Below are 16,047 nucleotides of genomic sequence, written 5' to 3' on the forward strand. Positions count from 1 at the left end.
CGGATACAAATATAGGCTGAATCACTCCAGCCTATATTTCACATTTTTACCAAAAACTATAATTATTATTTCTTCGGCAAATCAATCTTCACAGTAGCTCCGTCTTTAATCTTCTTGTCAACAAGACACTTGCCTCCGTGCATGATTTTCACATTCAGTTTGTCGCCCGCGCGTGAGACCTTAATGTCGAAATCCGAACCGAAAGCACGAACCTTGTCGAGATTGGCGTAGCTCCAGTCGGCCGGAAGACGCGGAGTCATTTCAAACGAGCGGAAACCTGTCGGGCGGATACCGAAAAGACCCTCTGTGAAGATGCGGCAGTAAAGACCGCTTTCGGCTGAGAGATGACGCTGATCACCCTCAGGCCAAGCCTCGATAGCATATGGCACGTGGTCGCCAAGCAGACGGCGGCGTGAATAGCGCTTCAGGAAATCTATACCCTTCTCCACCTCACCGGCAGCGATAGTGCCACGCAGGGCGTAGAGGGTCGAACGGTCCCAGAACGTTTCCGTTCCGGCTTGAGTCAACAAACCGTCGTCGGTCCATAGACGCGGAGAAAATAGCGCATCGATTGTCCCTTTGGCACGTTCGTTGATTCCGACCGTCAGCGGCATGCAGATCCATGCGCGAAGCACATCGTTGCCGTCGTAATACCGATAGCTGTGGTAACCTTCTATCTCATATCCGAAATGCGATTCGATAGCCTTGCGGAGCTCAGTTGCACGCTTTGTGTAGTCTTTAAGCTTGGCAGACTGGATGCCGAGTTCCTTGCCGAGATATGACGCGGAAATAAGCGCATCATAATAGAGCGAAGAAGTGCAAAGGTTGGCATCTCCGGATGGGAAACGGTTTTCAAGTTCATCGGAATCGGACGCGACCACTCCCCCGGCATTGAGCTTGCGATGACAGTATTCAAGACACCATTCAATCAAAGGCCATAGCTGCCGGGCCTCTTCCTTATCGGCGCGTGCAAGCGCATAGCGTGCAGCTCCATAGGCAATCATCGCACCGTCGCCACGGTCTTTCGCTCCATGCCAGAAACCTACACCCTCCGAGATTATCGAACTTGGTATCGGACGATAGTCATCGTTCATGTAGCGTGCAAAATGGCGGAATGAATTCAGCGCCGACTGATTGCCGATTTCATAACCGAGATAAGGGAAAAACGGATTAATATATTCAGCCTGATCATTAGCCCACACAGCTGCATAATATGCCTCTCCTCCGGGACCATGCATCAGACCACCTTTCGTATTGTAGATGCTCTCCGCACCGCGAAGTTTGGCAAATGAAAACATTGTGTTCAGAACCTCGTCGGGAGTGTCGAGCACAAGGTTGCCCCACCATCCCGAGATAAGAGCCTTTCGGCCGTCGCGCTGTGCATCGGTATTCACACGCTTGAGCGCATCGTCAGAAGCCTTGCGTGCCGAATAGATGGCGTTCAGCTCAAATTTCTCACCCGGCTTGAGGGTGAAAAGTCCGTTTTTCGACAGCGATGCCTCGATAATGTATGACCCATAGACTCCGGCCTCTTCAGGAGTGGTGTATTTCACACTCCATTCTGGCACACGGAGAGTTATCGGATTCTGCATATTGTTTGTGAAGGTGTATTCTTCACAGTAGTATGCTCCGTTGACCGACGGATAGAGCACACGACGGAGCGACACGGCGTTGTCGACTTTCTTTCGACGGTAGACGTGGCTGAAAGAGCTCTCGACGGTCATGATGCCGTCAAATTTTATATTGCTGACCTTCTCGTCGGTCATATTGAGGTCATCTATTGTCACAAGTCCGGGAATATTGACATCAAAACGCTGTTTGAGGTTATTCTGCGTCTTGTTGGGCTTCATTCGCAGCATCGGGAATACGAGACTGCGGTTAAGCGAGAACGCACCGTCGGCATCAACACCATAGCGCAACACAACCGAAATTTTCTGTCCGCTCATTTCCAGATGGTCTGAATGGGCATCATTTGCCTTAATCGACCAGTTTATCGCACCGTCATTTCCTATCTTCCAGCGGTCGGAAGCTGCTCCGGCCGAAAGCGACGACATCAGTCCAAGACATAATGCCACCAGTATAAATTTTCGTTTCATCGTATTATTTTCACAGGGATAATTATTAATCAATATTTTCGAGCTGAAGCACTGCGCTGTCAAACTGCGCTGTCAGCGGATTTGAAAGGCCTTTTTCCATAAGTTCCTTGCCTGTAAGGGTGGCATCGGCAAAACGCGGTGCTGTTCCGGCAGGCAGATTGACTTCCTTCACCTTATAGCGTGAATCAGGATTCAAACCGTCCATTTTGACAACCGGGACATTGCCGTCCTCGGTCTGATAGAGATAGACCACACCTTTTTTCTTATCCTTCGATACATAGCTCATCGCCGCGAGCGGTGTCTCGTAGGGCGACACAAGTCGGTAAAGTTCACCATACATCACGAGGTCACAGATGCCGTTCTTATAGAGTTTCACGCCATCGGCCAGCTGTCTGCGTTCCTCAGGTGTTGCCTTATCGAGAGCGAGGTCAATTCCGAAAGTTCCGCTGAGAGCAACGTCAATCGCCATTTTAAGGTGACGTTTGCCCATGCGTGTCACGTGGGCTGCAATAGTGCTTGCAGGGAAAAAGTGGCCGAATCCCCACTGGATTTTGATTCGTCCGAGCGGGTCGGTGTTGTCGCTCGGCCAGAACGAATGGAAATACTGCAACGCGCCGTAATCGACACGGCCGCCGCCACCGGCACAAAGCATAGCTGTGACATCGGGATAATTCTTGGCAAAACGGTCCATCAGACGATAGAGCGCATTGTTATAGTCGACAAGCAGATGGCTCTGTTCGTGTGCGGGAAGATACTGAGAACCGGGCTGTGTCACGTAGCGGTTGCAATCCCATTTGACATATGACACACCGGGGTTGGGACGGAGCGTATTGTCAATCACCTGCCATTCGAAATGCTGCACTTCAGGACGGGTCAGATCGAGAATCTCCTGATGACGGCCGAGAATCGGTTCGCGTTTCTGCTGGGTGATAATCCATTCGGGATGACGGTTGTAGAGCTCGCTGTTGGGATTGACCATTTCAGGTTCAAGCCATATACCGAAACCGATTTTGCGTTTCGATGCTTCCTTGGCCAGATATGAAAGTCCGCGCGGAAGCTTTTTGGTCGAAATTTCCCAGTCACCGAGGCCATGTTTGTCGTCATCACGTGAAAATTCGCCGTTTCCAAACCATCCGTCATCAAGGAGGAAAAGTTCAGCACCGATTTCCCGTGCTCCGTCAAAAAGCCCGACAAGACGCTCTTCGTCAAAATCGCAGTGAGTCGCCTCCCAGTTGTTGAGAAGCACCGGACGCGCCTTTGCGGCATCCCTTACGGCATAGTCGTTAGCCCAGCGATGAAAACGTCGGCTGGCCTCACCCTTACCGTTACGGCTGTAGGTCCAGAGCACGGCAGGAGTGGTGAATGTAGCTCCGCGTTCAAGATAATATTGCGAACCGAGAGGATTGATGCCTGTAATCACACGCAGCGACTTGTTCCAATCCATATCAAATGCAAGCTGAAAACTGCCCGACCATCTGAGGGAGGCGGCAAACACCTCGCCCTCGCGCTCACGCGCGGCATGGTCAAAGGCAAGCATGAATGAAGGTATGCGATATTGCGAAGCGCGTACGCCGAGTTTTGAATCAAGAATCTTTATGCCTTCTCCGAGACGTTCCTCTTCGAGTGTGGCCTCGCGTTTGTACTTGCCGTTGAACTGTGTCAGCCAGTACTCCTTTGACTTCAGCAAAGGCGATGCTGAAGCATAGCGGTAGAGCACCACCTTGCCACCACGCTCGTCATGACGGAGTGTGTTCCATATCTCCATCATGCCCGAACCGGCATAGCATTTCACATAGACATCAACAAAGAAATTGTAGGCCGGATCACGCAGTGAAATCACTGTCTGGGTAACATCGTTCGAGAGAGTGTCGCACTTATGCGACACGTAGTGAAGGTCGGTCGACGTATTACCATCCGTGTGTGTAGCCTGAATGGCAGGTTCTGTAATGACTCCGTTGCCATAAGCCGGAAGAAACTCCATCTCACGCGCAGGCGTTTTATCGGGAATAGCGACCGTTTTATCCGCATCTCCGAATCCAAGCTGGTAGAGACGATTGTCGTCGCCCACCATGAGTGTCAATTTTAAATTATCGGCCACCATTTCTATGGTCCTGCTCTGAGACTCCGGGACCGAATGAGCCGAAGCTGTCGCAAACACAAAAGTGGAAGCAAGCAGTGTAAAAAATCTATTCATTGTAAATAATTTATCATGGTTATTGGTTTATCATCTTTAATCTGCTCAGATAGCCACATCATTCGGCAGTCATGAATTTCCACGACACTTTGCCTACCGAATCAGGCTTACCGCGCACGGCTTTTGAAATCGAGCCTTTAAATTTTCCGTTTTTCTGACGCTCCACCTTTATGTCGCGCCATGAAAACTCGCCCTTCTCATAGTTGAATGTCTCGCCGTCGTCGTCATAAAGTCGGTATGCACCGTCGGCATTGCCGTAATGACGGATTTCAATATCAACCTTCTCACCGGCTGCGGGAGCATGAAGCCGCGGTGACATCATCGGGATTATACCGCCGTCCTTGACATACACCGGTATGCGGTCAAGCCCCGGTGTCACTTCAATTGTCTCACCGTTGCCTGCATATCGGCCGGTATAGAAATCAAACCAGTCGCCTTTGGGCAGCACGACCTTGCGCGAAGTCTGTCCCACAAACATCGGAGCTACAAGCAGGTATTCACCGGCCATATACTGGTCCTTGATTTCTTTGGTGACAGCTTCGAGATAAGGATTATCTTCGAGATTTCCGGATGTCAGCTCGGTTTTGATTGCATCGTCAGGATTGAAACCGGATTCAAGATTCATGGCGCGGAAAGGAGGAATGCCATCGTAGTGATAGCGGGCAAATTCCGTGTACCAATAAGGCATCATCTGCATTCTAAGCATGGAATATTCCTTGACCTGCTCGGCAACTTCGGGGAATGACCACGGTTTAGTGCCACTCGCCCACGCATTGATCATCGCCATTGGTGAGAATACTACCGACTGGAAACGGCGCAGCCACTCTTCGCCCGACTTCGAGCCTCTGACCTCCGGAGTCCAAAGCACTCCGCTGAATCCGGAATTGATAAGCGCCGTGATGAAATCCTGATGACTGTAGTAGTCATTGTAGAGCACATATGGGAGTGAGCTGCCTCCGGCATTAGAGGCTCTGACAAGTCCAAACGTGCGCTGATTACGTTTCTTATACAAATCGGCCGTAGTGCGCTGCACCCACAGTCCGCAGGTCTGTCTCATCTGTTCGGCGCTCACTCCCGAGGGGAATGTGGCCACATCAGGCCAGATATAGAAATCATAGCCGTCAACCTCGTCAATCTTATATCCGCTGACACCAATATTGATGTGCTCGCGTTCAAGTTTGTCGTTCCATATCTCCTGCGCACGGCTGTCGGCAAAGTCCGGCACAATACCACACCAGACCGTGTGTGAGCCGCTCACGGGATACATCTTTCCGTAAATATCAGATTCGGGCGACACATAGGGATTTGTCCAGAGATTGATGCGCACTTTCTTGTCAAGCATACGCTTAACGAAGGCCGAAGCATCCGGGAAGCGGGTTTTGTCCCATTCAAATGTACACGGATAAGCCTTGCTCTGCCATCCCGGCTCAAGACCTATGAAATCGAGCGGATAGCCCATGCGTTCAAATTCGTCGGCTTCGTGCTCGACCTGCGCTGCGTCATAGAGTTTCTGTGTGCGCTGGGTAAAACCGAGTCCCCAGCGTGGAGGCAAAGTGCCACCTCCGCAAAGAAGATTGTAACGGCGTACAACATCCATCGGTGTAGGGCCGGCGATAAGATAGACCTCGACACCTCCGGCCGGAATCATCACGGAAACAGCATCGGAGTATGGACGTGAAGCCCATGTTTTATCGGTATTCCTATCCTTTGCGACAGGAGCATCAGGGCTGTCCTTACGAGCGCCGGATCCGGCATAGACCGTGAGGTAGCGGGCGGAATTGATAAACACTCCATATCCTGCGCTCGAAATATAGAACGGCACAGGCGCGTGAGTTCGTCCTGTATCCTTGCCACCATAGTGGTCGACATGGAGGTTGAGAATCTTGCCACGCTGATGGACTGTCTGAAAATTAAGTCCAAAACCATAGAGCTGTTCTTTCTTTGTCAGAGGTATTCTCAGACTGGTCTTTCCGTCGGTCACCTCACCGACAATCCGGTCGGCCAGCTCAGGCATATCGACATCCGGCATCCGGGTGAATCCGTCGTGCGACGGCTCGCAGCCGGCAGCCGAAAGCAGCGAATAGTCTTCGGGCGTGCCGACAATTCCTTTCCATACTCCCGGCTCAACCTCGGTCCAGTTTATTCCCGCTTTGAGCGAAAGTATTCCGGCCATACACACAGTCCAGACCAACAATCTCTTTATATTCATATCGTTACTATATTTTATATTTGGTAATTCTTTTATGAAGTATCATTCAATCACCACGGCAAATCCACCGTTGCCAAGCATCCTGACAGAAAGCTCCGTTCCCGACTTTTTAACCGTCCGGTAGCCGAACGAATTGATGTCAGCGCCGTCGGTAATCAGAGTGAATTTCTTACCGACGCAATCTTCCGGAAGTCTGAACGAAACTTCCCTTGCCTCATTCTTGCCGTTGATGCCTCCGATGTACCAAGCAGTGCCGACACGTCGTGCGACTACTGCATATTCCGACGGATAACCGGCAAGCAGGCGGCTCTCATCCCAAGCGGCAGGCACTTTTTTCAGGAATTCCTTCGGTAGTTTCGGCAGTTCCTTATATGCCTCAGCCCTGTCAGCGAAGCAATGGAAACCTGATTCGAACACCACTGCCAGAGCCAGCTGATGAGCCATCGAAGTGCGGCGTATTGCCGGGACTCCCTGACGGATTTTATTAGAAAATGTCACAGGCGTATAGTCCATCGAACCGACCACGTTGCGCGTGAAAGGTACGGTCGCATTGTGTTCGGCAGCCCGTTCACAGCGTTCCTGACGGCCGAGGGTCTCTGCTCCGCGTATGGCTTCGGTGGTCATCAGATTGGGATATGTCCTTTCAAAACCGCGAGGAAGTGTCGCGCCATGAAGGTCAACAAGAAGATGAAAATCAGCCGCATCCTTAAGAATCTGCGGATATAGAGCCGAAATGCGCTGCTTGTCTGTGTCAAAGAAGTCAACCTTTATACCCTTGACACCCATGCGGCTGATACGTTCAAGCTCTGCCCGACGGAGCTTGCTGTCAGACATCAGACGGTGATGGACAGGAGTCTCATCGCCACGTCCTGCACCTGAATGATACCAAAGCCAGATGCCGACTCCGTTTTTATTGGCATATTTGACCACCCCTTCGACTCCATCCTTATCCATTGACTGCCAGCCGGCATCAATGAGCGAGTATTCCCAGCCCATATCACGGCAGAAATCCACATATTGAATCTGGGTATCGTAACTTCGAACCGATCGTCCATCATACCACCAGCTCCATGCCGCACGTCCGGCTTTGACCCACGAATCCTCACCGATTACCGACGGCGGATTAAGATGGGCGACCATCTGTGTGGAGAACACATCATTCAGCTCATCACCCAGAATCACAGCCCTCCAGGGCGTCAACCAAGGATATTTCGAAACAGGACGATTGTCATCGGTAATGACCGGTTCATCAGCTTCGGGATAGCGAATTTTGTAGCATCCGGCTGCTCCCGAGTTATCGACATGTGTCGGAGGATACGTGCCGTCGATAGCCGCTTCAGTAATCATCATCCACTTTCCGGCATTGAGTTCGAAAAGCATCGGGAAAGCCCAGCCTCTGTCATGAGGCGACGGGGTATTGATGTCTATATGATTTTTGCTATACTGCTCATAACTCGGTTTGTGGCGCTCGTTCCAGTCATATGGGTGAATCCACGCATAGCCATCGGTGGGAACTGAAAATTCCGTAAGCTCAGCCTGCAGTGTATCGCTCACACCTACCGGACCGTGAAGACGGTAACGGAAAGCTGCTCCGTCATCGTAAACCCTGACAATAAGGTTAAACTTATCGTCGGATGAAGTGGTGAAACTATAGGTGGTCTGTTCACATCTGTCACGCGTATCAAGCCGTTTTCCTGATTTCAGAATGTAAGGCGTGTCGACCGACTCTTTTTTCTCACCTGTCAGCCTTACATCAGCACCGAGATTCACGCCATGTCTGACGATTCCAAGTTTAGACGGCTGCATGATCTCCACACCGTCATGAACGATTGAATACTGCAACTGACCGCCGTCTGTAACTTCAGTCACAAATCTCACCTTACCATCAGGCGACATTGTTTCACGCCTCTCGGCAGAGAGCGTCATAATCCCTGCCACCATAGCGCCAACAAGACTTAAAGTTCTTATATCTGAATATATTTTCATGTCTATTACAATGGTGTTCTCACGTTGATTATCTATAAATTTCCATATCTCCGTCCTCACAGATTATTTCAGGACGCGCATCAGGATTCTTGAGGTCAAAAGTCACATTTTTAAGTTTCAGACCACGCACGTGACGTGCCCATACACCGTAGGCCGGTATTTTCGGTCCGAAAGTCTTGACTTCCGGATACTGGTCTTCCGCTTCGGGCACTTTGCAGAGCGCGTCCTGAGCAGTTCCGGTCCCAAGAAGACGTATGTGTATGTTCTCAAGCGTAAGATTGGTTATGTAATGCCCCGGGATACCTGTGATAAGTATTCCTGAAGGCGGGTCGAGCTGGGCATTGTCGGCAGCGACAGCGTTGACATTACGTATGACGACATTTTCAAACAGCCCTATAGGCTGACGCTCATCCTCGTGTTTGCGGAACACGCTCAGGCGCGAACCGAGACGGAACAGCATCGGAGTCCTGACCTCCTCCATCGTGATGTCGCTGATTTCGACGTTCCGGAGTTTCGCTCCGTCGACCGAAAAAAGTTTTATGCCACCGTTTTTCGTATCATAGATATGACAGTTGGAAATCTTTATGTTCTCAAACGCCGCCATTGACTCTGTGCCCATCTTTATTCCGGCCTGATTTGACTTTAAGCGCATATTGGTGACCACAATATCATTACAACCTGATTGAGCCGAGGTTGTCTTGAAACAGAGAGCATCGTCACCGCTGACGATATCGCAGTTGCTGATGCGCACACGGCTGCAACCGTCAATATTGATTCCGTCATTGTGAGCCACTCCGAAACTGCGGATAGTCACATTATCAATCGTCACGTCGTTGCAGCGGAAATAGTGCGAGGTCCATGCTCCGGCAAACTTCAATGTCACATCCTTGACTGTGACATCATTGCAACGGACCCAGCGCAACAGGAATGGACGCATGCCCCAGCGCTGACCTTCGGGGCGGGTATCCTCCTTGATGTGACGTTCCTTAAGCGCTGAACCCTGACCGTCAATCACGCCTTCGCCTGTCAGCGAAACGTTTTTCGCATCGACAGCCACCATAAGCGCCGTTCCGACATCAATACCAAGCCCCTCGGTGAACGGGTCAAGATTTCTATATGCCTTATAGTCTGTCGTGCCGAGTATCACAGCCCCCTTTTCGAGATGAAGATTGACATTGTCTTTCAGCTCAATGGTTGCCGACAGATATGTGCCGGCCGGAACTATGACCGTGCCTCCACCTGCAGCCGTACAAGCATCAATCGCTTTCTGAATAGCTGTCGTGTCGAGACGTTTTCCATTGCCCTTCGCTCCATATTTCCTGACATTGAATGTGGCTGCATCCGCACTAAATCCTATGGAAATCAGGAGTGAAAATATTACTGATATTAGCTTTTTCATTGTTTCCCGTGGTCTGATTGAGATAAGTTTTTCAGATGTTGAGATGTTGATGAGTGAAAGAATATTATTTCAGCTCTTTCACTATGCCAATGCTGTGAATTGCATTTCCTCGGCGTCCGGGCATTTCAAGCTGTAGCACTGACGTACCCTTTTCGAAGTAGACCGGGAAATAATATTCGCGAGGTGTTTTTCCGAGGGATATGAGCCATCCGTAGTTTTCGGTCACCTTATCGCCATTGACAAATATATAGGCCGGTGCAGGGTCACTTCCGGTATAGACCGATTTGAGAAGATATGTACCGCTTTTGGGGACGGTGACATTCCATGTGGCGATGTTGCGCGCCTTACTGCGCTCTCCCGAAAGAGCAAGGTGTCCATTTTCGTTAAGAATAAACGTTCCCTCTATCTTGGCTTGATCCGGACTGTAAGAGCTCATCTGCTCGACAACCTTGACCACCATATCCTGAGTCGCTGTGCGGCCGTCAGTGCCGGTCACAGCGAGATGATAGGCTGTGGTCTTGCCCGGTTTCACGGTCATTTCGCCCTTCGGATCGACTTTTTTCCCATTGAGTGTCACCTTTGAGCCGTTTGAAGTGTTCCAGCTGATGACGGCACTACCCTTCTTCTCGATAACGTTGCGGTCAGCATAAAAAGCCTCGATGGCGGGACGCTTTTCGTCGAGCGCCACACGGTAGAGTTCTATGCCGTCGCCAGTGCCGAGGTTACGGCTATACTGACGGTCGTCGGGATTATTCCAGTGTTCATGAACACCAAGGCTCTTCAGATTACTGTCTACATATTTGATTCCTGAAGGCGGATTGCCGATGTTGGCTGCCTCGTGAAGAAAATTGTCGGCATTTGCAGCCAGAGGCAATTCAGAGAAGATAAAATCAAGCACCACCGACTCGACAGCAACCGCGTCGTTCGACGCAAGGAAACTCGAAGTCCAGCCATTGTTGAACGGAGCACGCTGAAATTTCACAGCCTTGCCGTTGTGTTTTGGATTGACATACATGGCATCGACAATATAGAGCAGGGTGTTTCCGCCTATACGTTCATGAGCCATAAGGTCAACGATGCTGTTATAAGTACCCATTCCACGCTTGGCCGACCAGTCGCGGATTGAGAAGTGGAGCGGCGGAACATTTCCGATTGAACCGAACTGGTTCTTGCCTGTGCAGGTTATGCCTGTCTGACCGGCGCCGTCACGCCATTTGTCGGTTGGCTGCGAATGGCGCTTCATGAGAGCCATATTGATCATATAATCGGCATCGTAGGCAGCTTTCGCAAGGCTTCGCGCCCCGGCATCGGTGATTTCACTCGAATATGTAATCACATCCGGGACAAAACCGCCCCAGTTCTGATAGACCACATTCGGATAGAGAGGTTCGACATAGGTGTAGACAGCAGAAATACCTCTGCGCTGGGCATCGTAGATTGTGATACATTCCTGCGGCACTCCTGCCACATCGACAAGCTGATGGAGAAGCGCCAGCACTGACTGCGGAGTGGCATCTATGATGTTAGAGCCGCCGTTGTCGTTGAGATTGATTTTTACAGCGACCTTTTCACCGGGCTTATAGCCTATGTAGCCACGGCCTTTCTTTTCGTTAAATGTGCAGAACAGCTGATTCCATGCCTCCTTTGGAGTGGACATGGTGGAAAGAGCCATAATAACTCCTTCCATCATGTCGTCCACACGAGTCTGACTATTATTTTCTGCATCTGAGTAAAGCCCTTTTTTACCGTCCCATGCTGCTGCTTTGCAGTCATAGGCCCATGCGACACGTCCGGGATGAATGCCCTGAGCCACACCCATCGGAGTGTTGGGAAGATCTGTCGGAGCGAAAAGCCCCATGTCTGTTCCGAGGTCGTCTTGCTGAGTCTGCTGTGCCACGACAGGTGATGCTGCCATAAAGGCCAGCGATAATGCAAGTGTCTTGAATAAATTTATTTTTTCCACGCTTATTGATTTTATTATCTGATTACAATTAGAATCTGTGAACTTGCCACGATTGATAATGCAAAGATAAAATCAATAATACCCGTCCTTGTTTAAGGATTATTCCAAATACTTCAACTATTATGTCACAATGGCTTGAATTTGAGCATTACCAAATTCAAGCCATTGTGACACAGATTATTTATCGCTGTTTACATATATAAGTTCTATCCCATAGTCGCGCCCCATATTCCGGCTGTAGAGTTTCTCGACAGGATTGTTCCAGTGTTCGAATACTCCGAGACTTTTGAGTCGCGTTCCGTCGCGCTCGGGATCATAGACCGTACCTGACGGTGGACAGTCGGCAAGCGCAGCCTCGACGAGATACATGTCACAATAATCAACATCGGGCATCGACGGAAATTCAGAAGTCAGGAAATCGAGTCCCACTGCATCAATAGCCACACCGTCCTGCGAGGCGAAGAGCGAACACGGCCAGTCGTTGTTGAACGGTGGCATTTTCCATTTTCCGGAGGGAGCGCCATTTACATCCATCGACCCGTATAGCCCGTCAATCAGGAAAAGCATTGTCTTTCCACCAAGATCTTTGTGACCCATGAAATCGGTAAAGGTCATGTAGCGCGGTTTGCCACCGCGGTCCTGATTGAAATTGTTGTGCTGATTCTTTCGGAAATTGCGGTTGATGTCAGTCGCCCCATACCAGTTTTTGGCGCATAGCGTCACTCCCTGTCCGCCATGTCCCTTAAGGAGTGCCACGTTTATGAGATAGTCGGCTTCGATAGCACAGTCAGCCAGACCGCGGGCAAGCCGTCCATTGTCTGCCGAATATGGAATCGCATCGGCCGTATAGGTCGCTTTCTCACGGCCTTGTGTACCTTCGTTGTCGACATAATGGACATTGGGAAATTCATTATGACACTTGTTGAAAAGCGCATCGGTCATGAAACGGCTTGCGTCGAACAGCGTGATGCACTCCTGCGGAATTCCGGCCTCGTTGACCATGCTTCGGAGAAGAGAGAGAGTCAGATGGGGAGATGCGTTGAGCTGTTCGTTGTCGGAATACTCGAAGGTATTATTCAGATTAAGTTTAACTGCAATTTTCTCACCTTTCTTGTATTCACGCTTTCCACGGCCGTGAGTCTGATTGAAATATCTGAACAGAGCTTTCCATGCCATAGCCTCGTCAGCCTCGCCGGTCAGCGATGTCAGCACGTCGGTAATCATCGCGTCAGTCGACTCCTGACTGTTGCATGTGTCGTCCGACCACCGGCCTTCGCCTTTCTTCCAAGTGGCTGCTCCGGGTCGGTGACTCCACACAACTCTGCCGGGATGTATGCCGACTGCATCGCCTATCGGATGATTGGCACTCCACGCCATACGTGGCCCGGACTGTCCAGCTACGCTGACATTGATATCACGACTCCTGACAACCCCCACCGGTTCGCGACGGTTGGCATTGCCTATCACTTCAAGTCCACAGACATCAGCATTGGCAACATCGTCGAAATATACCGGATAACGGCCATCATTTTTCTCAGCCTTTACAGAAATGTTTTCCATTTTCACTCCGTCGACATGCCTGAACCAGAATCCGTAGGCGGGCTGTATCTTTAAATCGCCTACATTATAACGGCCAACACCTATTTCCGGCGGGACGGCCTCGGCATCGTCCTTCGAATGGCCACCTTTGACCGTGAGATTCACATCCGAAAATGCCACATCCTTAACATAGCCGGTATGCCGGCCGTCAGGCATACGGAAACCAAGTCCACCGTTCACCGCCTCATCGTCAGGGAGCTTGAACCCTGCAATGATTGCGGCTGCCTCGTTCTGAGAACCGTCATAATCTTTCCAACGCTCATTGCGGAATGATGATCCGCCATAGACTTCCGAAATGTCAACACCTCTGATGTTGATGTTTTCAACACGGCCGATATTCGAATTGGTCACAAGCAGCTCGTTGCGCTCCACACCATTCTCCATGAAGCTAAATTTTTTCACTTCCGCGCCGAGTACGCGTCCACGATTGGATATAGATATGAAAAACGGTGCACGAGTGCGTTTCATCACCGAGCGCGAGTGAATCGGCCCTGTCTTTCCGCTGTTGAGATAGACATTTGCCACATGTCCGCCATCGTTGGTCGAAATCGAAAATCCGGCCTTGTTTGCACCAAGCACATAGATATTATCAATGTAGAGGTCCTTTATATCGTCGGCTGTCTCCGAACCAATCTGAAACAGGTTACAATTGGTATCACCGACGATATTTCTCACCATATAATTTGACACCGGACGGGTGAAACCGAGCGAACAGTCCGAACCGGGCTTCACGATGTCATCGGAACTTACTTTTGAATAGATATTTGTGACGCGCACATCATTGCAGGCCATGAAATCATAAATGTCGCGGGCATTGGCGACGCAGTGTTTTCCAAACCATGTGTCGTGGACATAGATTCCGTCAGTTCCTGTGGCCAGAAGCACAAAATGGCCTCCTTGGTCGATATGCAGCATCGCAGTATCCTCATAGACATGACGGTCGCCCTCGATATAATATGGCAGGTCGAGCTTTTCGTCATACCACATATCGCGACCGGTCTCCACTCCGCCGATTTCAATATCCTTGCAGAGCTTGAAGGTAAACATCTTGTCGCAGCGCTTTTCAGGAGCATTGTTCATCACCTTGTCGCCGGTCACAATGTTGCCTGCGCCTGTAATGCGTCCTGTACCGATAATCTTTACATTCTCAATGCGCTCACCGAAAAACATTGAATTATGGAAATACGTGTGGCCTACATCCTGCTTGGTCATATAGTTCTCCGGATCGGCGTAAGGACGCGGGTCTGTCGGTGAAAGCCCCGATCTGTAAGCGCGGTCACTGAACCATGTTGTTTCGGGAGCGTCTGCTCCGGGAAGGGCACTGATGACGGCACTGCTGTCGACATGAAGCCACACATTACTCTGTAAATGCAGTGTGCGCACAGGAAATGTACCATCCGAAAACCTTACCACACCTCCGCCCAGTTCTCCTGCATAGCTTATGAGACGGTTGAGCGCATCGGTGTCGTCACTCACGCCATCCCCATTAGCTCCGAATGCCTTGGGATTGAACGCGCCGGAGTAGAACCACGCAATATTTGATTCTCCTTCGGACGGCCCATCAGGTATGATAAGTTTAAAGGCATACAATTTATCAGGTGCAAGCCGGTTGACGAGCACTTCGCCATCCTCAGCCTCAAGACGCTTGTCGGCCCATTCATTCCATGTGCGACCCTTGTCTGTCGAACACATAACCTTGATTGTACCCTTAGTATCAACAGGACTCCACGAAAACACCGTCCATGAAAAGTCTGTATTCCCGCAGTAACCTCCGCGACGCATTGGCTGACGAGCGAAATCGGCTACGGTTTTCACACCCGACAATGTGGCCGACACTACCGGACTCGCAAGTTTTTCAGGCTGCGACGCTATGTAAGAAGCCTTGATTTCATACTTCCCAACCCTGTCGATTTTCAGTCCCTTGACCACGAGTCGCAAATCCGGTCCGTTTTCAGGACGAAAGTCAAGCCCCATCAACCGTAGCAACGTGCCTTCCTTCCCACACTGAATCAATTCGGACTCACCGACCTGTTTATATTTATATGCAGTACCGGTCCGGCCGACTGACTGCTGCGGAAGATTCCGCACAACTACCGGGCCACGACCTATCACATCAACCGTCATATTGTCAAGAGTCACGGACAGTTCTGGCGGAAACAGAATTTCAACCGTAACATCTGGCGAACGCTGCCCGGCAAAAAAATCAAGTGTCACATCAGATGTCACCCCCACACGCAGACTGTCGCTGTGAAGAACCATACGTGACGAAAGCGCCTCGCTTTTCAGACCTATGCCATATTCCCTGACAACTTTACCAGCCGGTGTAAGCTCCTGCAAGCGGTCTCCTTTGACCGGCAGTGCAGATGTCAGACGCGGATTGCCCTCTCTGTCAACAATACGATATTTATTGCCTCTGTCTGTCTTGATTCCCGACAGAAGCTCACCGATATTCGGTGTTGTCGTCGTCAGTCCCTCTCCTTCAGGCGTGTCGACGGTGTATCTGTAAGTCGTGCCCTGCGCCACGAACAATGAATCAGATGAAAATCGCCAAGCTCGTCCGTCGACGGCATGAGAAGCAAGCGCCGACAGGCCGAATGCCAT

Annotated in this window: 7 protein-coding genes; all 7 read right to left on the bottom strand. The window is 50.5% G+C overall.

What is annotated here, in order from left to right:
• Positions 1-65: 65 nt before the first annotated feature.
• Positions 66-2,096, bottom strand: coding sequence for a hypothetical protein (locus QZ311_RS04865; protein ID WP_297064764.1), 2,031 nt, complete (start codon positions 2,094-2,096; stop codon positions 66-68).
• A gap of 25 nt (positions 2,097-2,121) precedes the next feature.
• Complete coding sequence (locus tag QZ311_RS04870; protein ID WP_297064766.1) at positions 2,122-4,290, bottom strand: alpha-galactosidase; 2,169 nt, start codon at positions 4,288-4,290, stop codon at positions 2,122-2,124.
• A gap of 58 nt (positions 4,291-4,348) precedes the next feature.
• Positions 4,349-6,499 (bottom strand): TIM-barrel domain-containing protein, encoded by a 2,151-nt coding sequence (locus QZ311_RS04875; RefSeq protein WP_297064769.1) that lies wholly within the window; start codon positions 6,497-6,499, stop codon positions 4,349-4,351.
• 42 nt (positions 6,500-6,541) lie between these two features.
• On the bottom strand, positions 6,542-8,425 hold the full coding sequence (locus tag QZ311_RS04880) for a glycoside hydrolase family 97 protein (RefSeq protein ID WP_297064862.1): 1,884 nt from the start codon (positions 8,423-8,425) through the stop codon (positions 6,542-6,544).
• A gap of 88 nt (positions 8,426-8,513) precedes the next feature.
• A complete protein-coding gene (locus QZ311_RS04885) occupies positions 8,514-9,884 on the bottom strand; it encodes a glycoside hydrolase family 28 protein (protein ID WP_297064773.1) in 1,371 nt (456 codons plus the stop codon).
• A 64-nt stretch (positions 9,885-9,948) separates the two neighbouring features.
• Complete coding sequence (locus tag QZ311_RS04890) at positions 9,949-11,799, bottom strand: DUF362 domain-containing protein (RefSeq protein ID WP_297064775.1); 1,851 nt, start codon at positions 11,797-11,799, stop codon at positions 9,949-9,951.
• A 225-nt stretch (positions 11,800-12,024) separates the two neighbouring features.
• Entirely contained in the window at positions 12,025-16,047 is a 4,023-nt protein-coding gene (locus tag QZ311_RS04895) for a DUF362 domain-containing protein (RefSeq protein ID WP_297064778.1), read from the bottom strand.

It is taken from the genome of uncultured Duncaniella sp., from assembly GCF_910578445.1.
Taxonomy (GTDB): Bacteria; Bacteroidota; Bacteroidia; order Bacteroidales; family Muribaculaceae; genus Duncaniella.

Excerpts from the sequence above, each read along its gene's own strand:
- QZ311_RS04865 (WP_297064764.1), bottom strand. The coding sequence starts at position 2,096 with ATGAAACGAAAATTTATACTGGTGGCATTATGTCTTGGACTGATGTCG.
- QZ311_RS04870 (WP_297064766.1), bottom strand. The coding sequence starts at position 4,290 with ATGAATAGATTTTTTACACTGCTTGCTTCCACTTTTGTGTTTGCGACA.
- QZ311_RS04875 (WP_297064769.1), bottom strand. The coding sequence starts at position 6,499 with ATGAATATAAAGAGATTGTTGGTCTGGACTGTGTGTATGGCCGGAATA.
- QZ311_RS04880 (WP_297064862.1), bottom strand. The coding sequence starts at position 8,425 with ATGACGCTCTCTGCCGAGAGGCGTGAAACAATGTCGCCTGATGGTAAG.
- QZ311_RS04885 (WP_297064773.1), bottom strand. The coding sequence starts at position 9,884 with ATGAAAAAGCTAATATCAGTAATATTTTCACTCCTGATTTCCATAGGA.
- QZ311_RS04890 (WP_297064775.1), bottom strand. The coding sequence starts at position 11,799 with ATGGCAGCATCACCTGTCGTGGCACAGCAGACTCAGCAAGACGACCTC.
- QZ311_RS04895 (WP_297064778.1), bottom strand. The coding sequence starts at position 16,047 with ATGGCATTCGGCCTGTCGGCGCTTGCTTCTCATGCCGTCGACGGACGA.